This window comes from Synechococcus sp. Tobar12-5m-g (assembly GCF_024345415.1).
Classification (GTDB): Bacteria; Cyanobacteriota; Cyanobacteriia; order PCC-6307; family Cyanobiaceae; genus Regnicoccus.
On record NZ_JAGQBB010000001.1, the window covers coordinates 225,997 to 244,175 of the forward strand.

An 18,179-nucleotide genomic window follows, 5' to 3' on the forward strand; every position below is an offset into this window, starting at 1 on the left:
CCCATGACCGACCTGGCCCGTTACGCCGCCGACCACGGCATCCGCCATTTCCTGTTCTCCTTTTCTGATCTGTTCGGCGTGCAGCGGGCCAAGCTGGTGCCCGCCTGCGCCGTGGAGGGTGTTGCCCGGGATGGGGCGGGCTTCGCCGGCTTTGCGGCCTGGCTCGCCATGACCCCGGCCGACCCCGACGTGCTGGGGCTGCCCGATCCGGCCAGCCTGATGGTGCTGCCCTGGCAGCGGCAGGTGGCCTGGGTGGCCACCGACCTGCAGGTGGAGGGCCAGCCCCTGGAGCAGTCGCCCCGCTGGGTGCTCAAACGACAGCTGGAGCGTGCCGGCGCCCTCGGCTACCGGTTCCGCACCGGCGTCGAGGCGGAGTTCTTCCTGCTGACCCAGGATGGCGGGGCGATCGCCGATGCCGGGGACACCCAGACCAAGCCCTGCTACGACCAGCTGGCCCTGATGAGCCAGCTCCCCCTGATCGGCGGGCTGCTGGAGGCAATGGAGGAGCTGGGCTGGGGCCCCTACCAGGCCGATCACGAGGATGCCAATGGCCAGTTCGAGATCAACTGGACCTTCGCCGATGCCCTGGTGACGGCTGACCGCCACGCCTTCTTCCGGGTGATGGCCAGCGGCATGGCCGAGCAGCAGGGCTTGGGAGTGAGCTTCGCGCCTAAACCATTCGCCGACCTCACCGGCAACGGCGCCCACCTGCACCATTCGCTCTGGAACGCGGAGGGCCGCAACCTGTTCCACGATCCCCTCGGCGAGAAAGGGCTCTCAGCCCTGGCCTATGCCTTCCTCGCAGGGGTGCTGGAGCACGCCGCCGCCCTCTGCGCCCTCACCAACCCCACACCGGAAAGCTACAGGCGCCTGGCAGGGCGGCCCACCAGCTCCGGCGCCACCTGGTCGCCGGGCTGGATCAGCTATGGCGGCAACAACCGCACCCACATGGTCCGCATCCCCGACGCTCAACGCCTCGAGCTTCGCCTGGCCGACGGGGCCGCCAACCCCTACCTGCTGCCGGCGGCCGTGCTGGCCGCCGGACTCGACGGCATCGAGCGGGGCCTGGACCCCGGCCCCCGCAGCGACGCCAACACCTACACCGATCCCCCCACCGGTGATGCGGCGAAACCCCTCCCGGCCAGTCCAGCCGAGGCCCTGGCGGCATTCGCCGCCGACCGAATCCTGCGGGAGGCCCTGGGGGAGCCCTTCTGCCAGGCCTACGAAAGCCTGCGCCGGCAGGACCTTGCAGGCAGTGCCGGGGGTTGAGTCTCCCCAGGCCCAAGGCCATCAACCCCTGGCTGCCATGCCGATGCCGTCCCCCTCGCCGCGGAAGAAACCGGCCAGGCTGATTCCCGCCTCGTGGGCGGCCACAGTCACTCTCAACTTCTGATCCTCATCGAGGCCATCCCAGAAGGCATGGAAGAGGTCGATTGAGGCCTTGCCCGCGCCCACCACCCCCAGCACCGAAAGGGGGAAGGCCAGCCAGGGGAACACCAGCAGCAGCACCGAGAGCACCGCCCCCACGGCGACACCGGTCTTGGCTGTTTCCAGGCTGGTGCTCAGGATCAGTTTCAGCTGGGTACCGCGGTTGATCTCACCCCGTTTGCGCAGGGCCTCGGTGCGCAGGGCCGTCAGCAGGGCCTGGTAGATGGCATAGGTGAGCACGCCGCCAACGGTGCGCTCCGAGATGAACTCACCGCCGCTGAACGCTCCGCCGTTCGCATTGAGATCCACGGAGGCGAAACCGGCCATGGGGGCCACTTCCCAACCGGCGCGGGGGATCCGGAAGGGGTCGTTCTCGCGGGTCATGGCATCGCAGCGGAGGCGACCAGCCTGGCCGAAAACCAACCCATCTGCCTGACACGTCATCCGTGGGTGTTTGACAAAACGGAACCGTCGCCCTAGATCCCTGCACAACGGTCATTGACAGCGATCCCCAGCTCAATGGCTGACGCCAACGCGGCTTCCCGCAGCCAATTCTCCTCCCAGATCAGCGGCACCCTGCCTGAACGGCCCGAGCTGGTGCTGGTCATGGATCTCGACGGCACCCTGTTGGGCGGCACCTTGGCCCAGCGCCGTCAGTTTTACAGCTGGCTGGAGGATCGCCGGGACGGGGTGCTGCAGATTTTCAGCACCGGCCGCGACCTGGCCGCCGTTCGCAGCCTTCTGGGGGGTGACAACGGGCTGCCGCCACCGACCCCCCACCTGGTGATCGGGGATGTGGGCAGCACGGTGGCCTGCGGCCTCAGCCTGGAAACGGTGCCAATCGCCGTGGACCCGATCGAGGCCCAGTGGCAGGCCGTCCAACCCCTGCTCGACGGCCACCTGGAGGGGGTGGCCGGGCTGAGTCCGCAGCTTCGCAACGTGGAGCGCCGCTATGCCTTCAATTACGAGCCCCAGGTCTTCGATACCGCCATCCTCAGCCGGCTGGAGCTGCTCGGGGTGGATTGCCTGCTTTCCGACGAGCGGTTCCTCGATGTGCTCCCCGCCGGGGTGAACAAGGGCACCACCCTGCTCCGCCTGCTCGACCTGCTCGATCTCCCCCATGGCCAGGTGGTCACAGCCGGCGACACCCTCAACGACCTCGCCATGTTCCGCACCGGGCTGAACGGCGTGATGGTTGGCAACGCCGAACCCAAGTTGAGGGCCCTGCACCCCGAACTGGAGAACATCTACCTGGCCGAGGCCCACGGCTGCGGCGGCATCGCCGAGGGCCTGCGCCACTTCGGCCTGGATTGCCCCGTCTGAGCAAGGCCCCCCACGGCTCTGGCCCGGGCCGGCTCAGGGGTCGATCGGTCCGCCGGGATCCCGGGTGACCTCGACGCCAAAGGGAGCGAACAGGAACACCAGCTCCCCCAGGCGCTCCTGATGGCCATCGAGGGCAAACACCCCGCCGGCCACGAAATCAGCGGAGCGCTGGGCCTCCTCCGGGGGCATGGAACTCAGGTTGAGCAGCACCGTCTTGCGTTCCCGGACGGCATGCACGGCGGCCATCACATCTTCGAACCGCAGCGGTTCCATCAGAACCACCTCAGGAGGCAAGTCAGGGAACCGGCTCATCGCCACAGGGTGCCATGCACGGGCCAGGGGGTCCAGCAAGGCTCATCCCCCCGCCAGGAAGTCATCGGGGCTGAGGTCCTCCCGCCGCTTGAGGGCAAACAGGGTGCCGGCGTTGCCGCGGCAGACGCGCAGGTCCTGGTCGAGAACGGTGATGTCGAGCCAGGCGGGATAGGGCTGGTGAACCGTCCGGAACAACCTCAGCCGCTGGCCGCCGCCGATCGAGGGCCCCAGCCAGCCGCCCCGCTGGAAGGCAACGGTGACCCGCTGGGGCCCCACGATCGCAAGGCTGGCCTCAATACTGATGCCGGCCAGGGCGCCGAGGGGGCCAGCCGACCGGAGCAGGTTCATGCCGCGCCCCTGCTCCGGCTGAAGAATCTGCAGGTTTTCCAACCAGGGCGCCACCAGGAGATAGGGAAGGCGGCTGCTGCTCCAGCACAACTCCCACACCCCCGTGAGCAGGGAGCGCTGCCGTCCGAGATCGGCCGGCAGCTCCCGCTCAAGGGCCTGGATCAGGGCTTCAACCTGGCGATCGCCGAGCTGGCCCGGCCGGTCCAGGGCCCGCAGCAGTTGATCACGATTTGACATGGAGGCCAGGGTGATCGGTAAAGGTCGGGTGAAGATTGGGTTCGCTGGGACCCGGGGCCCCGAATCGGCCACCCGTGGGATGTAAGGTGACTTTGGTTCATAGATCTCTGGCTAGCTCACAAGTGGGCTAGAGCCCTCGACGGATCAGTTCAAGTTTTTTCCCAGTTACATGACAATCTACGTAGGCAACCTTTCGTTCGACGCCGAACAGGAGGATCTCCGTGACCTTTTCAGTCAATACGGAGAAGTTCGCCAGTGCAGCCTGCCCCTCGACCGGGAAACCGGCCGTAAGCGCGGTTTTGCCTTTGTCGAACTGGCCAATGATGCCGAAGAACAGAAGGCCATCGACGATCTCCAGAACGTCGAATGGATGAACAGGATGATTCGCGTCAACAAAGCCGAGCCCCGTGGCGGCGGCGGTGGCGGCGGTAATCGCGGCGGTGGCGGTGGCTACGGCGGTGGCGGCGGTGGTTACGGCGGCGGTGGTGGTGGTGGCTACGGCGGTGGTGGCGGTGGCGGTGGCCGCAGCCGTTACTGAACCAACGCGCTCCAACCCCCAACGGGTGTTGACTTTCTTCACCCCGCTTCGGCGGGGTTTTTTCATGGCCCGGCCGCCCCTCAGCCCGCCCGCTTGGCCGATCGCCACACCGGAGCAAGGGCAGCTGCCGCGCCGATCAGGATCAGCAGCAGCAGGGGCAGCTCCCGCCAGCGGGCGTAGGGGGTGATCCCTCCCAGGGCTTCGAGTTCGATGCGGGCCGTGGCCGGCCGGCCCCCGGGCAGCCGCTCGATCACCACCCCCTGGCTGTTGAGCACCAGGCTGGGTCCAGTGTTGGCGGCGCTCACCAGCCAGCGGCCCGTTTCGATCGACCGCAACTGACTGAGCGCTACGAACTGATCCTGAAGCAGGGCTGGGTAGGGATCGAGATTGGCGACCGCCAGCAGCCAACGGGCCCCGTCGCGGCTGGCGGCGGCCAGGGCCTGGCCATCGGAGATCTCGTAGCAGATCGCCACGCCGATCGCCCCAGCCGGCCGCCCCAGCAATCGGCTGGGAGTTCCAGGCTCCACACCACCGACGGCGGAGAGCCCACTCCAGCGCCAGAACCTCGCCAGGGGCACCCATTCCCCCAGTGGCACCAGCCGGTGCTTGTCGATCCAGCCGGAGGGGAGCACCCGGTCGGGAGCAAAGCGCAACACGCTGCTGCGCAGCTCCTCTCCCTCGACGCGGAAGCCACCACTGAGCACCTCCACCGGCTCCCGGCTGGGCAGCTCCTGGCCCCGGACGAGGGATCCTTCCGGCAGCAGCAAGCTCTGAACCCCCTGCAGCGCCGCCTCCCGCCTGGCGGCCGCCAGCCGCTGCAGCAGGCGCCGCTGCTGGGCGGGCTCGAACTTCTGGCGGGTGGGCACCGCTGGCTGCAGCACCATCACTGCCACACGCTCTCCGCGCTCGGCGCCGCTGGATTGCAGCAGGCTCCAGCCCAGCAGGTGCAGGGCCGCCACCAGGGCGGCAAATCCGAACCACCACCAGCGCCGCCCCGTCGCTCCGGCGCCGAGGGCCCGCCAGAGCAGCCAGGCGATCAGCAGCTGGGCGGCCGCCACCAGCCCGGCGCCGCCCAGGGCCGCCAGCCCCGCCAAGGCCCGATCGCCCGGCAAGGGCGCGGCGCCCAGGCCCATCCAGAACAGAGGGCTGCGGGCCAGCAGCACCTCCGCCAGCCCCCAAAGGCCCGCCATCAGCAGCGCCGTGCTCCAGCGGAGCGGCCCCAGCCAGCCCAGCAGGGCGCACCAGAGTGCCACCAGCAGCCCAGCCGCCAGGCCGCAGGCCAGCCAAAGGGCAACGCACACCGGCAGGCTGAGCGGCAGGGGCACCCCCACCCAGTCGAGCGGGTGCAGCCACAACAGCCAGCGATGGCTGACCAGAACGGCAACGCCCCCCCACAGGCCCGCAGCCCAGACGCCAGAGCCGATCCCCGAGGCTTTGCGGCGTCCGGATTCGCGCAGGCCCTGGCCCCAGAGCGGCACCAGGCTCAGCCACAGCAGAGGTGGGCAACCGAGCGGGGGGAGACTCAGGCCGGCGATCAGACCGGCAAGGGCCGTGGCGGGTGTGGAGACCACCCAGCCAAGGTGCCGGTCATCGCCCATGGCCCTGTGCCGATGCGAAGAACATGATCAACACAACCAGCCACGCCGCCATGGACCGGGACAACCTGCTGCAACAGCTTCTGCTTCGTGGACTTGGCACCAGTTCCCTGGTGGCCGATCGTCTGCGTAGTGTGACCCAGGATTGGGTCCGGAGTGGCCAGCTCGATCCCGGCCAGGCCACCGCCTTGGTCGACGACGTGATGAGGGCCCTGCGGGGCGACAACCCTGAACTGGAGAAGCAGGCGGGGCGTCAGATGGAGCGCAACATCGACCACTTCCTCCAGGACGTGGGCCTGGCGCGGCAGAAAGAGATCGACGAGCTGCGGGGACGGATCGATCGGCTCGAGCAACTCCTGCGCTCCAGGCGGGAGCAGGAGGAGACCCCGGACTGATCCGCTCCCCTCGCCAGGCCAGGAGGGGGCAACTGGCAGAATCCGATTCAATTCCCCCCTGTGGTGGTTTCAGCGCCATGCGCGACATCCTGATCAGTGCGTCCGTCTGCGTGGCCTGTCTGCTGGTGGCCCTGGCCAGCCAACTGATCGCCCCCAGCAGCGTGGTTGCCGCCAGCTCGATCGTGGTTGGTGCCCCGATCGCAACGGTCCCCGTCAGCAGGGTCCCCGTCAGCACGATTCGGCCGGCCGTTGCCCAGGCTGGCGACCGCTTCGAGCTCGATCCCGACGATCCCAACCCCACACTGTTCGCGATGGCTCCCGAGCCGGTTACTTCCGATCCAAAGGTTTCCGACTCGATGGTTTCCGATCCCCATGACCTCGCCCAGGCCGGTGCCGCAGCCCTTGGCGGCGAACTCAACGCCGCCCCGGAACGCACCACAGCCAGCGGCCTGCGCATCACCGACCTGGTGCTGGGAGATGGCCCCGAAGCCGTTGCCGGGCAGACCGTTCAGGTCAACTACACCGGCACCCTGACCAACGGCAAGCAGTTCGACAGCAGCATCGGCCGCGGCCCCTTCAGCTTCCCCCTCGGCGCCGGCCGGGTGATCAAGGGCTGGGATGAGGGCGTGGCCGGCATGAAGGTGGGAGGCAAGCGCAAACTGGTCATCCCCCCCGATCTGGCCTATGGCGAGCGCGGGGCCGGCGGGGTGATTCCCGCCAACGCCACCTTGATCTTCGAAGTGGAGCTGCTGGGCGCCGGCAGCTGAAGCGATACGCGCACCGCGTCCTGGATGCCCGCGGCCTTGAAGCCCGCAGCCTGGAAGCCGTTGTTACAATTTGCCCAGGGCTGAGCGGCCTGCCTGCCGATCCAAAACCATTCCTGATTTGCCATGACCCATCAGCTGCCTGCGCTTCCCTACGACCTCGACGCCCTTGAGCCCCACATCTCCAGGCAGACCCTGGAGTTCCACCACGGCAAGCACCACGCCGGCTATGTGACCAACCTCAACAAACTGGTGGAAGGCACCGATCTCGACGGCAAGGGCCTTGAAGAGGTGATCCAGGCGGTGGCGGGCGACCCCAGCAAGGCCGGCATCTTCAACAACGCCGCCCAGGTCTGGAACCACACCTTCTACTGGCAGGGCATGAAAGCCGGTGGCGGCGGTGCCCCCACCGGTGCCCTGGCCGAGAAGATCGCCGCCGATTTCGGCAGCTACGACGCCTTCGTGGAACAGTTCAAGGCGGCGGGCGCCACCCAGTTCGGCAGCGGCTGGGCCTGGCTGGTGCTCGATGGCGGCACCCTCAAGATCACCAAGACCGCCAACGCCGATCTTCCCCTCGCCCATGGCCAGACCGCCCTGCTCACCATGGACGTGTGGGAGCACGCCTACTACCTGGATTACCAGAACCGCCGTCCCGACTACATGACCACCTTCCTCGACAAGCTGGTCAACTGGGACTTCGTCGCCGCCAACCTGGCCGCGGCCTAGGCCGGCCGGGCACTTTCCAGCACCGCCGACGGCGCGATCCACATCGCATCGCCGTAGGAAAAGAAGCGAAAACCCGCCGCGATTGCCTCGCCGTAGAGCTCCAGCAGCCGCTGCCGTCCGACCAGGGCACTGACCAGCAGCAGCAAGGAACTGCGCGGCAGGTGGAAGTTGGTGAGCAGGCCCTGCACCACCTGAAAGCGGAAGCCTGGCTGGATCACCAGATCCACCGGCCCTTGATAGGGCACCAGCACACCGCCGTGAAGTGCGGCGACCCCTTCGAGCGACCGCACACTGGTGGTGCCGATGGCGAGAACCCGGCCGCCCCGCCGCCGGCAGGCCGCCACGGCCTCCACGGCTTCCGGGCTCACCTCCACCCACTCGCTGTGAAGTTCAAGGCCCGATAGATCCTCACTTTCGACGGGCCTGAAGGTGCCCAGGCCCACGTGCAGGGTGATGCGGGCCATCGCCACGCCCCTCTCCGCCAGGGCCCCCAGCAGGGCATCACTGAAATGCAGGCCGGCGGTGGGTGCCGCCACCGCCCCCGGCCGCGCGGCATAGCGGGTCTGGTAGCGCTCGTCGTCGCACGGATCGTGCTGGTGGATGTAGGGAGGCAGGGGGATCTCCCCATAGAGCTCCAGCAGACCCTCGATCGCCGCCGCCGTGTCCCGCTCGGCGGGAAAGCGGATCACCCGTGTCCCACTTTCCGCCTCCAGTCCCACCACCTCCACGGCCAGGGGCGGCTGGCCGGGCGCTTGAAGCTCCAGCCGTTCGCCCAGCTTCAGCCGCTTGGCGGGTCTGGCCAGGGCGCGCCAGCAGCCAGCGCCGAGGGGGTCGAGCAGCAGCAGTTCCACCTCCCCGCCACTGGCGCGACGGGCACGCAGCCGCGCCTTGAGCACGCGGGTGTCGTTGACCACCAGGAGATCCCCGGCGGCGAGTTCGTCCTGCAGGTCCCAGACGGTCCGATGGCGGCTGACGTTTCCAGGGTCAACCACCAGCAGCCGGGCGGCGTGGCGGGGTTCGACCGGCCGCTGGGCGATGCAGGCGTCGGGCAGCTCGAACTGATAACTCGAGAGCAGCAGGTCTGGATGGATCCCGCTGCCTTGATCGGCTCCGCTCACCTCAGAGGGCCAGGCTTTCCGGGTTGGTTTCGATCAGGTTGGCCAGATCCTTGAGGAAGGCCGCCCCATGGGCGCCATAGATCACCCGGTGGTCGGCGGTGAGGTTCACCTGCATCTGCCGCTTGACGGCAATGGAGCCGTCGTTGCCGGCCATCACGGTGGGCCGGGAAGCGGCCACCGCCAGGATGGCGCCGGTGCCCGGCGGCAGGATCGCATCGAAGCGATCCACCCCGAACATGCCGAGGTTGGAGAGGGTGAAGGTGCCGGTGCTGTATTCGTCGGGCTTGAGTTGCTTGGTGCGGGAGCGGGCGACCAGATCCGCCCAGGTGCGGGAGAGGGAATACAAATCGATGGTGTTTGCGTCCTTGAGCACGGGGGTGAGCAGGCCGCCGTCGTCCATCGCCACCGCCACCGCCACATTCACCGTGGCCGGGTAGGCCATGCCGGCGTCGGTGTAGGCCCCGTTCACCTGGGGGTGGCGGGCCAGCACCACCCCGACCGCCTTGGCCAGCAGGGCGGTCATCGTGACGCCCTTGCCCTTGACCTGTTTGTAGAAAGCGTCGAGCCGGTCGGTGGTGATCGTGTAGCCGACGTGAAAGCAGGGAACGGTCAGGCTGGCCAGCATGTTGCGGTTGACGGCCTGCTGCAGGGTGTTGAAGGCCACGGTGTCGCCCGGGCGTCCGAAGGCCTGGCCCATGGCAGCGCTGGGGGCCGGGCTGGCCCCGTTGCCGCCACCGGGAGCTCCGGCAGCCGAACCAGCGGCGGCCGGGGCGTAGGCGGCGCTTCCCTCGGCCACCCGGGGCACGCTCACCGGCTGGCCGCTCGCCAGCTCGACGTCCTCGGCCTGGATGCGGCCATGGGGACCCGTCCCCCGCAGGGTTTCCAGGGCCACCCCCAGCTGCTTGGCCAGCTTGCGGGCCCGGGGTGTGGCCACCAGCCGTCCGTTGGCTGGTGGTGCAGGGGGCGCCACGGCAACGGGCTGAGGCGCCGGGGCTGCCGCAGCGGCGGGAGCTGGTGGGGCGGCCGCGGGAACTGGGGACGAGACAATGGCCGGGGCAGCAGCGGCAGCCACTGGAGCGCTGGGGGCGCTGGCCTGGGCCGCGGCAATCTCCGCTTCGGTTTCGACGATCAGACCGATCGTTTCGCCCACCGGCGCCGTTTCCCCCGCCGGCATCAGCACGGCGGCGAGGAAGCCTTCCTGGAAGGCCTCCACATCCATGTCGGCCTTGTCCGACTCGACCACCAGTACCGATTCACCGCGGGCGACCGGATCGCCGGGCTTCTTGAGCCACTCGACGATCTTCCCCTCCGTCATCGTGGAGCTGAGGGCGGGCATGAAGATGTCGTGGGTCGCCAAAATCTTGTTCCCGGGAGCGGCAAGCGCCCGCATTTTAAGGGTGGCCGAAGCGACCCCAGCGCCGCGCCCGCCAAGACTCAGCCCCCCTCGATCGCTTCGATCACGCCGTCACGCACCAGCACGGCCACCTGAAGCTTCTGCACCAGGTTGTCGCCCACCTTGATCTTGCAGGCGCCCTCGATCTGGCCCTGCTCGACGATCTGCTCGAAATCCAGTTCCCGCACCTGGCGCTGCTGCTCCAGCAGGGTGCGTTTCTGCTCCTCCAGCTCGGCTCGCTTGCCGGCCACCTGCTGCTGCACCGACCCCACCTGCTCCTGCACGCGCGGATCGAGCGGATTGAGGCTCTGCCGGCGGATCTCATCGACCAGTTGCTGCCCCTCCTGCTCGAGCTGGGCGAGCTGCTGGTCGGAGTTGCTCACCGCCGCGCTGAGTTCACGCTCGGCATCCTCCTTCCAGCCTGGAGTCACCACGGCCCGCACGGTGATCGTGCGTTTGATCGTCAGCGTTTGACCCTCGGACATGACATGGCAATAACAACGTTCAGGCTGTCAGCCTGGCGACCAGGGGTCAACTGCTGTAGATCGCCTCGATCGCCAAGGCGTCACGGCTGCTGATCCGATCGCGGCGCTGCTTGAGCGTCTGGGTGAGCAGGCCGTTCTCGATCGTGAACGGCTCCACCAGGCCCACCCCGGCCAGCCGCTCATCGGGGCGGGAGCCGGGACGGGCCGCCAGCAGCCGGTTGAACTCTCCCTTGAGAGTCCGAAGCTCCTCGGGGTCGGGGCTGTCCCCCCTGGGCACCACCAGGGCCGCCAGCTGGCGGCGGTCCTGGCCAACCAGCATCACCTGCTCCACCCGAGGATGGGCGACCAGGGCCTCCTCAAGGGGGCCGGGCTCGATGTTCTCCCCACTGCTGAGCACGATGGTGTCCTTGGCCCGGCCCGTGAGCACCAGGGTGCCGTCGGCCATCAGGTGGCCCAGGTCGCCGGTGTCGAACCAACCCTCGCCATCCAGCACGGCGGCGGTGGCTTCGGGCTTGCCGAAGTAGCCCGCCATCACCTGGGGGCCCCGGCCCAGCACCCGCCCCCGTTCACCCAGGGCCAACGACGCCCCGGTCTCGGCATCGACGACCCGCAGGGCCGTGCCCGGCAGGGGCTGGCCGGCACTGCCGCGGCGGTTGTGCCAGCGGCGGCGGCAGGTGAGCACGGGGCTGGTCTCGGTGAGGCCGTAGCCCACCAGCAGCTCGATGCCGATCGCCTCGAAAAAGCCATCCACGTGCAGGGCCAAGGCCCCGCCGCCACTGATCGCCGTGCGCATCACCCCCCCCACCAGCTGCTGCCGAACCTTGGGCCAGAGCAACCGTGCAGCGAGGCCATGCAGGGGCCAGCTGGCCAGCGCCAGGCCGGCCGCCAGCAGCCGTTGGGCCAGCGGCTCGCTGCGGAGGGTGAGATCCAGGGCCCTGCGGCGTTGCAGGGCATGGAAACGGCTCACAGCCAGGGCCCGCTCGATCAGCCGGCGGCGCGGGGCGGCCATGGCGGCAAGGGCATCCTCGAAGCCTGCCAGCAGCGCCTCCCAGAGCCGGGGCACGCTGATCATGTACTGGGGCTTCACCCGCTGGAGATCGCCGCGCAGGTGCTTGAGGGTGGTGTAGGTCTGCTGGCAGCCGCAGGAGAGCAGGAAGTACTCGGCGGTGCGCTCGTAGGCGTGCCAAATCGGCAGCACGCTCAGGGCCCGATCGCCGGGCCGGGGCGACACCGCGACGCCGAGGCTGGTGAGCTGGTGGAGAAGATTGGCGTGGCTGAGCGGCACCCCCTTGGGGCGCCCGGTGGTGCCGGAGGTGTAAAGCAGGGTGGCCAGACGCTGGGCCCCTCCGCCTGGTGCCGGCGGCAGGGGGGCCGCCGCTCCCCGCTGAAGGAATGCGGCCCAGTCCAGACAGGCGACGGCAAGGTCCGCCGCCAGGGTGCCAGCCGCAGCCTCGGCCGGGCCGTCGTCGAGCAGCAGCACGAAGCGCAGCCGGCTCAGCAGCTCCTCGCCCAGGTCCAGCCGCTGGAGCAGGGCACCCGACTCCAGCACCAGACCGATCGCGCCGGAATCTTCGAGGATGTACCGCAATTCATCGAGCGGGGCGTTGCTTCCCCGCACCGCATCGGCGGCACCGCAGCGCATCAGGCCCTGGTCGGCCACGAGCCAGCGGGGGGAATTTTCGGCAAAGAGAGCCACCACATCGCCCGGGTGCACCCCAAGGTCCGCGAAGGCGGCGGCTGCGGTGGCGATGGCCCCATGCAGCTCCCGGAAGCTGAGGGCCTGCGGTGGATTGGCGTGGGGTGCATCCAGGGCCGGTGCTTCGCCGAAGCGCGCCGCCAGGGATGGCCAGAGCTGCTCGAGCCCCGCCAGGCCGCTCCAGTCGATCCGCTCGGCAAGAGCCTGCCGGTCGCGCGGATCGGCTTGCCAATGAATCTCCGCGTCGCCGGTCACGGCAGCTTCAGCATGGAATGGGCCCAGCCTTATCACCCCCGGAGCCGCTCGGAGTCCTTCGGTGGCCGGAGCGTCAAGCCGAACCGCTCGGCGATCGCGTCCCGCAGCAGCGGCTGCACCTGGTCGGGGCGGAGGCCCGGCAGCCAGTCGCAGAGCCTGCCGACCCCGTGGTCGGCAAGGCCGCAGGGAACGATGGCGGCGAAACCATCGAGGTCACAGTTCACGTTGAGGGCCAGGCCGTGCTGGCTGATCCAACGGCGGGCTCCCACGCCGATCGCCGCCAGCTTGCGGCCCTCCAGCCAGACGCCGGTCAAGCCCTCCAGGCGCTGCCCGGCCAGGCCGAGCTGGCCCAACACATCGAGCACCACCCCCTCCAGTTGCCGCAGGTAGAGGTGGAGGTCAGCGCCATGGCGTTGCAGATTGAGCACCGGATAGGCCACCAGCTGGCCCGGCAGGTGATGGGTGACCTCCCCACCCCGGTCGATCCGGAACAGGGGTGCGGGCGGCGCGGCGGGATCGAAGCCGAGGTGGTCCAGGCTGGCTCCGCGGCCGAGGGTGTAACAGCCAGGGTGCTCAAGGATCAGCAGCGTTTCAGGGCCCCGGGGGTCCGCCAACAGGCGCTGCTGCAGGGTCCGCTGCCACCGCCAGGCCCGCTCGAAGGGCACCGGTCCGGGGGGATCGAAAAGGATTGCGTCGAGCCCCGGTTTCATCCGGAGGCGTCCGTACCATGGAATGGAACGCAGAGGTGTTCGATGAAGCTCTTGATCCACGGACGCAATCTCGATGTCACCCAAGCCATCCGCGATTACACCGAAGCCAAGTTAAGCCGGGCGATCAACCATTTCGAAGGCCTGGTCAAGGAGGCCGACGTCCATCTCTCCGTGGCCCGCAATCCCCGGGTGCCCCAGCAGACCGCCGAAGTGACCGTGTTTGCCAACGGCGTGGTGATCCGTGCCCAGGAACGGAGTGAAAATCTCTACGCCAGCATCGACCTGGTGGCGGGCAAGCTCAGCCGCCAGCTGCAGCGGTACAAGGAACGCATCACCGATCACCACGGCGAGCCCCACGGCACCGGTCACAACGGCACCGGGCACCTCGACGAGGAGCTGGTGGCCGATGCCAGCTCCGAGGCCACTCCGGAAGCAGCGATGGCCCCCACTGACTTGATCGGCGACCGGGAGCCGGCCCTGCCGGCACCGGGCGTGCGCCGCAAGTATTTCGCCATGCCGGAGATGTCCCTGGAGGAAGCCCTCGATCAGCTCGAGTTGATCGACCATGATTTCTATGTCTTCCGGGACCGGAAGAAGGGCGACATTCAGGTGGTCTATCACCGCAACCATGGTGGTTACGGCGTGATCCAATCCCGGGAGTCCTGAGCCGTTGGCCCGCGATCGCCCCGACCTTGCCCCCCTGATCGATCACGCCCTGCTCGACCCTCACCAGGGACGCGAAGTGATCGAGCGCTGCTGCGACCAGGCCAGGCACTTCGGCTTTGCCGGGGTCTGCCTTGCCTCCCGCTGGGTGGCGGTGGCCCGGGAGCGCCTCGGACGGGACACCAAGGTGAAGCTGATCGGCGTGGTGGCCTTCCCCTTCGGCGCCGTGCCCAGCCGGATCAAGCAGGCCGAGGCCGAAGCAGCCGCCGAGGCCGGCGCCGATGAGCTCGACATCGTGCCGGATTTCGGTGCCCTGGCCGATGGCAACGGCGGCTCCGTCTACGACGAGATCGGCTCGATCGTGGCGCTGGGCCTGCCGGTGAAGGTCATCCTGGAGGTGGGCCGGCTCGGACCGGAGGAGCTCCAACTTCTGGTGGAGGCCTCGATCGATGCCGGGGCCGCCTTCCTCAAGACCGGCAGTGGCTTCGGACCAGCCGCCACCGTGGAGCAGGTGAGCCTGCTGCGGGAGCTGGCCAGGGGCCGGGCCGGAATCAAGGCCTCCGGTGGAATCGCCAACCTGGAGCAGGCTTTCGCCCTTGTGGAGGCAGGCGCCAGCCGGCTTGGAACCAGCCGGGGGGTGGCCCTGATTGAGGCCCTGCGCCGGCCTCCCGTCAGCCCAGGGGCCGGGGGTGTGCCGGCGTGAGCCCGGATGGGCGGCTCGAAGGGCTCTCACTCAAGTGCGGCGCCCTGGGGGAAAATGACCGGCTGCTGACCCTGCTGAGCGATGCCGAGGGGCTCAGCCGGCTGGCCGTGCCGGGAGCCCGGCGCCCCCGCAGCAGCCTTGCGGCGGCGGTGCCACTCTCCCTGTTGCAGCTGCAGGTGAGTGGGGGCAGCGGCCTGCGGCGGGTCCGGCAGCTCAAGGTGCTGCGCAGCTTCAGTCAGCTGGCCCAGCGGCTGGAAACCCTCGCGGCGGCGCAGGCCCTGAGCGAGCTCTGCCTCCAGCTGGTGCCCAGCGGCGACGGGGTGGCCGGAGTCCTCGACGATCTGTTGATGCAGCTGGGCCGACTGGAGCTGGTGGTGAAGGACCGGCAAGACAACCTGGAGGCCCTGGCGATCACGGTGCAGGGCAGCGTCCACCTGCTCGCCCTCGGTGGCTACGGCCTGCCCCTGCAGAGCTGTGCCCGCAGCGGCCAGGCCCTGGAGCCCCCCCTCGGCAACGGGGACTGGCGCTGCAGCTTTCTGCCCAGCTGTGGGTTGGTGATCGGGGCCGAGGCGGGAGCCGTGCTGGTGCTCAATGCCTCGGAGCTGGCCCTGCTCCAACGGCTGCCGCGGCCCGGTCTGCCGCGCCGCCAGGATGGAACCCTGATCGGGCCCGTGCTGGTGTGGCTGCGGCTGCTGCAACTCGTGGAGGTCTGGTGGGGGGAGCATCTGGGCCGCCGCTGCCGCTCCCTAAGCCTTCTGAGCGGCTGTTTCGAGCCGGCCACCCGGTTGACGCTCGGCTCTGGGCCATCATTGCCGCGGAAGGGTTGACACCTTGAGCGGATTCTCCAGACCCACACCCCCGCCAGGTTCAGCCGAGGTGGTGCCGCCAAAACAGGAGGGCCTCGAGGCCGTGCTGGCCCTGCCGGCTTTCCGGCGGTTGTGGCTGGGGCAGATCTTTTCCCAGCTGGCCGACAAGTTCTACATCGTGCTGATGGTGTTCCTGATCGCCCAGTACTGGGTGACGGACACCCCCCAGGACAACGGGGCCCTGGCGGAAGCCGCCGCCTCCCTGCGGCTGGACCTGGAGACTCGGACCCAGATGATCACGCTGCTGGCCACAGGGATCTATGTGGCCAACACCCTGCCGGCCATGTTCCTCGGCACCGTGGCCGGGGTCTGGGCCGACCGCTGGCCCAAGCGCGAGGTGATGGTGGCCTCCAACGCCCTGCGGGCCGGCCTGGTGTTGCTGGCTCCCCTCGCCCTGGTGCCCGGGCCCTACCTGCTCGGCCTGAGCTGGGGCTACTGGGGACTGGTGGTGATGACCTTTCTGGAATCGGTGCTCACCCAGTTCTTCGCCCCGGCCGAGCAGGCGGCCATCCCCCTGCTGGTGCCCAGGCCGCGGCTACTGGCGGCGATCTCGCTCTATCAGGCCACCAGCATGGGGGCCACGATCGTGGGCTTCGCCCTGGGGGATCCGGTGCTGCGGATGTTGCGCAACGGGCTCGCCAGCCTTGGTTTCAAGGGCGGAGAGTTCGTGCTGCTGCCCCTGTGCTACGGCCTGGCGGCCTTCATCATCAGCACGATCCCCATGCAGGAAACGCCGCGCCAGGAGAGCGGGACCAGCGTGTGGAGCGAAATCGCCGAAGGAATCCAGGTGCTGCGCGAACGCACCAGCGTCCGCAGCGCCATGGTGCACCTGGTGCTGCTCTACAGCATTCTGGCGGCGCTCTATGTGCTGGCGATCAGCCTGGCGTCGGCGATCGAGGGGCTTGGGCCCACCCAGTTCGGCACCCTGCTGGCAATGAGCGGTGTGGGCATGGCCGCCGGAGCCCTGGCCGTGGCTCAACTCGGACAAGGTGTCAGCCGCCGGGTGATGGCAACGGCTGGCCTGACCACCATCGCCTTCAGCCTGGTGCTGCTGGGGCAGTCGCGCGGCAATCTGATCTTCACCCTGGGCCTCTGCGCCCTGCTGGGCGTGGGGGCCTCGTTGCTGGCGATTCCGGCCCAGACCACCATCCAGGAAGACACGCCGGAGCCACTGCGCGGCAAGGTGTTCGGACTGCAGAACAACCTGATCAACATCGCCTTGAGCCTGCCGCTGGTGCTGGCCGGAACCGTGGTGAGCCGCTATGGATTGCTGCCTGTGCTCTGGATCCTGGCGGCGATAGCCTTCCTGGCTGCCCTGCTGGAGCGGCCCTGGCGCCGCTGCTAGCATTGGTTATCGGCAGAACGGCGGCGGGTGGCCCATATCGCCTGGCTGGGCAAGAAATCTCCGTTCTGCGGCAACGTTTCCTACGGCCTGGCCACCACCGATCGGCTCAGGGAGCGGGGCCATCGGATCAGCTTCATCCACTTCGACACGCCTTCACCAGGCCTGGGCATCGGTTGGGATGCCCTCAACCTCGATGGCGGCCATGGCTCAGCGGCAGCCCTGAAGGCCTCCAGCAGGGGTCGCGCGGTGGCTGAAGACGACAGCCGGGAAGTGGCCTTGCCCTATCTGGTCAAATCGCAGGTGTACACCATCCCGTCGCCTGGGGCGCAACGGGAATTTCGAGAATCCCTGGAGCGACTGAAGCCCGATCTGGTTCATGCCAGCCTCACCCTCTCGCCACTGGATTTCCGTCTGCCGGACCTCTGCCAGCACCTGGGGGTGCCTCTGGTGGCCACCTTCCATCCTGCCTTCGACGCCAGCCTGCGCAATCTGACTGCCGGCACCCAGCAGCTCACCTACCAGCTCTACGCTCCAGCCCTCGCCCGTTTCGACCGGGTGATCGTGTTCTCCGACCTGCAGGCAGAGGTACTCGCGAGGCTGGGGGTGAGGGAGGAACGGCTGGCGGTGATCCCGAACGGTGTGGACACCGACTGCTGGCAGCCGGCTCCACACCAGGGGGGTTCGAAAGAACTGGCCCAAGTTCGCCTGCGGTTCCAGGCTCGGCGGATGTTCCTCTACATGGGCCGTCTGGCCACGGAAAAAAATGTCGAGGCACTGCTCAAGGCCTGGCGGCTGGTGCGCCCGAAGGGCTGTGTGCTTGTGATCGTGGGCGACGGCCCTTTGCGCAACGCGCTCCAGGCCAGTGGCGAGGAGGGTGACGTGATCTGGTGGGGCTATGAAGCCGATCTGGGTATGCGGGTGGCCTTGCTGCAGGTCGCAGAGGTGTTTCTGCTTCCCTCCCTGGTGGAGGGGCTTTCCCTCGCACTGCTCGAAGCGATGTCCTGCGGCACGGCCTGCGTGGCCACGGACGCCGGCGCCGACGGCGAGGTGCTCGAGGGCGGTGCAGGGGTCGTGATCACCACGCAGGGGGTCACCACCCAGCTGCGCACCCTCCTGCCTGTGCTGCGGGATCAGCCTGTGCTCACTGCCGAACTCGGCCAGCGCGCCCGAGAGCGGGTGCTTGAACGCTACACACTCACCAGCAACATCGAGCAGCTGGAGCGGCTCTACTCTGAGCTGTTGCAGCGGAAATCAGTGGCCGTGTAAGGCGTGTTGCCCG

Annotated in this window: 20 protein-coding genes; 11 read left to right on the forward strand and 9 right to left on the reverse strand. The window is 68.6% G+C overall.

All coding sequences use genetic code 11. The annotated features are described in order from the left end of the window. The first annotated feature begins 3 nt into the window (after nucleotides 1–3). Nucleotides 4–1,269, forward strand: coding sequence for a type III glutamate--ammonia ligase (gene glnT / locus KBY66_RS01060; RefSeq protein ID WP_255087230.1), 1,266 nt, complete (start codon nucleotides 4–6; stop codon nucleotides 1,267–1,269). A gap of 21 nt (nucleotides 1,270–1,290) precedes the next feature. On the opposite strand, the gene KBY66_RS01065 is transcribed toward glnT, so the two are convergent. Next, nucleotides 1,291–1,812, reverse strand: a complete 522-nt coding sequence (locus tag KBY66_RS01065) for a hypothetical protein (RefSeq protein ID WP_255087231.1) — start codon at nucleotides 1,810–1,812, stop codon at nucleotides 1,291–1,293. A 135-nt stretch (nucleotides 1,813–1,947) separates the two neighbouring features. Here KBY66_RS01065 and KBY66_RS01070 point away from each other — a divergent pair, with 135 nt between their 5' ends. Beyond that, entirely contained in the window at nucleotides 1,948–2,751 is an 804-nt protein-coding gene (locus tag KBY66_RS01070; protein WP_255087232.1) for an HAD family hydrolase, read from the forward strand. Between the two features lie 33 nt (nucleotides 2,752–2,784). On the opposite strand, the gene KBY66_RS01075 is transcribed toward KBY66_RS01070, so the two are convergent. Together KBY66_RS01075 and KBY66_RS01080 are read right to left on the reverse strand one after the other, a co-directional pair. Next, complete coding sequence (locus tag KBY66_RS01075; protein WP_399224561.1) at nucleotides 2,785–3,024, reverse strand: cell division protein SepF; 240 nt, start codon at nucleotides 3,022–3,024, stop codon at nucleotides 2,785–2,787. Between the two features lie 81 nt (nucleotides 3,025–3,105). After that, a complete protein-coding gene (locus KBY66_RS01080; protein WP_255087233.1) occupies nucleotides 3,106–3,648 on the reverse strand; it encodes a PAP/fibrillin family protein in 543 nt (180 codons plus the stop codon). Nucleotides 3,649–3,817: 169 nt separating this feature from the next. On the opposite strand from KBY66_RS01080, the gene KBY66_RS01085 reads away from it, so the two are divergent. After that, the gene (locus tag KBY66_RS01085; protein WP_255087235.1) at nucleotides 3,818–4,186 is read left to right on the forward strand and encodes an RNA recognition motif domain-containing protein; all 369 of its coding nucleotides are present in this window, start codon (nucleotides 3,818–3,820) and stop codon (nucleotides 4,184–4,186) included. Between the two features lie 80 nt (nucleotides 4,187–4,266). On the opposite strand, the gene KBY66_RS01090 is transcribed toward KBY66_RS01085, so the two are convergent. Continuing rightward, nucleotides 4,267–5,784, reverse strand: a complete 1,518-nt coding sequence (locus tag KBY66_RS01090) for an apolipoprotein N-acyltransferase (protein ID WP_255087237.1) — start codon at nucleotides 5,782–5,784, stop codon at nucleotides 4,267–4,269. Between the two features lie 50 nt (nucleotides 5,785–5,834). Here KBY66_RS01090 and KBY66_RS01095 point away from each other — a divergent pair, with 50 nt between their 5' ends. The 3 genes from KBY66_RS01095 (at nucleotide 5,835) to KBY66_RS01105 (ending at nucleotide 7,666) form a co-directional block, all read left to right on the forward strand. Beyond that, complete coding sequence (locus KBY66_RS01095) at nucleotides 5,835–6,176, forward strand: phasin family protein (protein ID WP_255087405.1); 342 nt, start codon at nucleotides 5,835–5,837, stop codon at nucleotides 6,174–6,176. 77 nt (nucleotides 6,177–6,253) lie between these two features. Further along, a complete protein-coding gene (locus KBY66_RS01100; RefSeq protein ID WP_255087238.1) occupies nucleotides 6,254–6,943 on the forward strand; it encodes an FKBP-type peptidyl-prolyl cis-trans isomerase in 690 nt (229 codons plus the stop codon). 123 nt (nucleotides 6,944–7,066) lie between these two features. Continuing rightward, nucleotides 7,067–7,666, forward strand: a complete 600-nt coding sequence (locus KBY66_RS01105; RefSeq protein ID WP_255087240.1) for a superoxide dismutase — start codon at nucleotides 7,067–7,069, stop codon at nucleotides 7,664–7,666. On the opposite strand, the gene queA is transcribed toward KBY66_RS01105, so the two are convergent. The 5 genes from queA to lipB form a co-directional block, all read right to left on the reverse strand. Then, nucleotides 7,663–8,757 carry a tRNA preQ1(34) S-adenosylmethionine ribosyltransferase-isomerase QueA gene (gene queA / locus KBY66_RS01110; protein WP_399224620.1) on the reverse strand — a complete coding sequence of 365 codons (1,095 nt, stop codon included), beginning with the start codon at nucleotides 8,755–8,757 and terminating at the stop codon, nucleotides 7,663–7,665. The two genes, KBY66_RS01105 and queA, sit on opposite strands and share 4 nt — an antisense overlap. A gap of 28 nt (nucleotides 8,758–8,785) precedes the next feature. Continuing rightward, nucleotides 8,786–10,141: a dihydrolipoamide acetyltransferase family protein gene (locus KBY66_RS01115; RefSeq protein ID WP_255087243.1), complete on the reverse strand. Its 1,356-nt coding sequence runs from the start codon at nucleotides 10,139–10,141 to the stop codon at nucleotides 8,786–8,788. Nucleotides 10,142–10,218: 77 nt separating this feature from the next. Beyond that, complete coding sequence (locus tag KBY66_RS01120; protein WP_255087244.1) at nucleotides 10,219–10,662, reverse strand: YlqD family protein; 444 nt, start codon at nucleotides 10,660–10,662, stop codon at nucleotides 10,219–10,221. 46 nt (nucleotides 10,663–10,708) lie between these two features. Then, nucleotides 10,709–12,613 (reverse strand): AMP-binding protein, encoded by a 1,905-nt coding sequence (locus KBY66_RS01125; protein WP_255087245.1) that lies wholly within the window; start codon nucleotides 12,611–12,613, stop codon nucleotides 10,709–10,711. Nucleotides 12,614–12,645: 32 nt separating this feature from the next. Beyond that, the gene (lipB, locus tag KBY66_RS01130) at nucleotides 12,646–13,323 is read right to left on the reverse strand and encodes a lipoyl(octanoyl) transferase LipB (protein ID WP_255087246.1); all 678 of its coding nucleotides are present in this window, start codon (nucleotides 13,321–13,323) and stop codon (nucleotides 12,646–12,648) included. Nucleotides 13,324–13,365: 42 nt separating this feature from the next. Here lipB and hpf point away from each other — a divergent pair, with 42 nt between their 5' ends. From hpf to KBY66_RS01155, 5 genes are read left to right on the forward strand one after another with little or no spacing between them, the layout of a single operon-like run. Continuing rightward, nucleotides 13,366–13,989, forward strand: coding sequence for a ribosome hibernation-promoting factor, HPF/YfiA family (gene hpf / locus KBY66_RS01135; RefSeq protein ID WP_255087247.1), 624 nt, complete (start codon nucleotides 13,366–13,368; stop codon nucleotides 13,987–13,989). Between the two features lie 4 nt (nucleotides 13,990–13,993). Further along, complete coding sequence (gene deoC / locus KBY66_RS01140; RefSeq protein ID WP_255087248.1) at nucleotides 13,994–14,689, forward strand: deoxyribose-phosphate aldolase; 696 nt, start codon at nucleotides 13,994–13,996, stop codon at nucleotides 14,687–14,689. Continuing rightward, nucleotides 14,686–15,516 carry a DNA repair protein RecO gene (gene recO, locus KBY66_RS01145; protein WP_255087252.1) on the forward strand — a complete coding sequence of 277 codons (831 nt, stop codon included), beginning with the start codon at nucleotides 14,686–14,688 and terminating at the stop codon, nucleotides 15,514–15,516. The genes deoC and recO overlap by 4 nt, the downstream gene beginning before the upstream one ends. A 4-nt stretch (nucleotides 15,517–15,520) precedes the next feature. Then, nucleotides 15,521–16,900, forward strand: a complete 1,380-nt coding sequence (locus KBY66_RS01150; protein WP_399224567.1) for an MFS transporter — start codon at nucleotides 15,521–15,523, stop codon at nucleotides 16,898–16,900. Nucleotides 16,901–16,927: 27 nt separating this feature from the next. Further along, nucleotides 16,928–18,166, forward strand: a complete 1,239-nt coding sequence (locus tag KBY66_RS01155; protein WP_255087253.1) for a glycosyltransferase family 4 protein — start codon at nucleotides 16,928–16,930, stop codon at nucleotides 18,164–18,166. The last annotated feature ends 13 nt before the right edge of the window (nucleotides 18,167–18,179 follow it).

What these genes read in the sequence shown, in the direction of transcription:
- glnT (WP_255087230.1), top strand. Translation starts at nt 4, where the DNA reads ATGACCGACCTGGCCCGTTACGCCGCCGACCACGGCATCCGCCATTTC.
- KBY66_RS01065 (WP_255087231.1), bottom strand. Translation starts at nt 1,812, where the DNA reads ATGACCCGCGAGAACGACCCCTTCCGGATCCCCCGCGCCGGTTGGGAA.
- KBY66_RS01070 (WP_255087232.1), top strand. Translation starts at nt 1,948, where the DNA reads ATGGCTGACGCCAACGCGGCTTCCCGCAGCCAATTCTCCTCCCAGATC.
- KBY66_RS01075 (WP_399224561.1), bottom strand. Translation starts at nt 3,024, where the DNA reads ATGGAACCGCTGCGGTTCGAAGATGTGATGGCCGCCGTGCATGCCGTC.
- KBY66_RS01080 (WP_255087233.1), bottom strand. Translation starts at nt 3,648, where the DNA reads ATGTCAAATCGTGATCAACTGCTGCGGGCCCTGGACCGGCCGGGCCAG.
- KBY66_RS01085 (WP_255087235.1), top strand. Translation starts at nt 3,818, where the DNA reads ATGACAATCTACGTAGGCAACCTTTCGTTCGACGCCGAACAGGAGGAT.
- KBY66_RS01090 (WP_255087237.1), bottom strand. Translation starts at nt 5,784, where the DNA reads ATGGGCGATGACCGGCACCTTGGCTGGGTGGTCTCCACACCCGCCACG.
- KBY66_RS01095 (WP_255087405.1), top strand. Translation starts at nt 5,835, where the DNA reads ATGGACCGGGACAACCTGCTGCAACAGCTTCTGCTTCGTGGACTTGGC.
- KBY66_RS01100 (WP_255087238.1), top strand. Translation starts at nt 6,254, where the DNA reads ATGCGCGACATCCTGATCAGTGCGTCCGTCTGCGTGGCCTGTCTGCTG.
- KBY66_RS01105 (WP_255087240.1), top strand. Translation starts at nt 7,067, where the DNA reads ATGACCCATCAGCTGCCTGCGCTTCCCTACGACCTCGACGCCCTTGAG.
- KBY66_RS01120 (WP_255087244.1), bottom strand. Translation starts at nt 10,662, where the DNA reads ATGTCCGAGGGTCAAACGCTGACGATCAAACGCACGATCACCGTGCGG.
- lipB (WP_255087246.1), bottom strand. Translation starts at nt 13,323, where the DNA reads ATGAAACCGGGGCTCGACGCAATCCTTTTCGATCCCCCCGGACCGGTG.
- hpf (WP_255087247.1), top strand. Translation starts at nt 13,366, where the DNA reads ATGAAGCTCTTGATCCACGGACGCAATCTCGATGTCACCCAAGCCATC.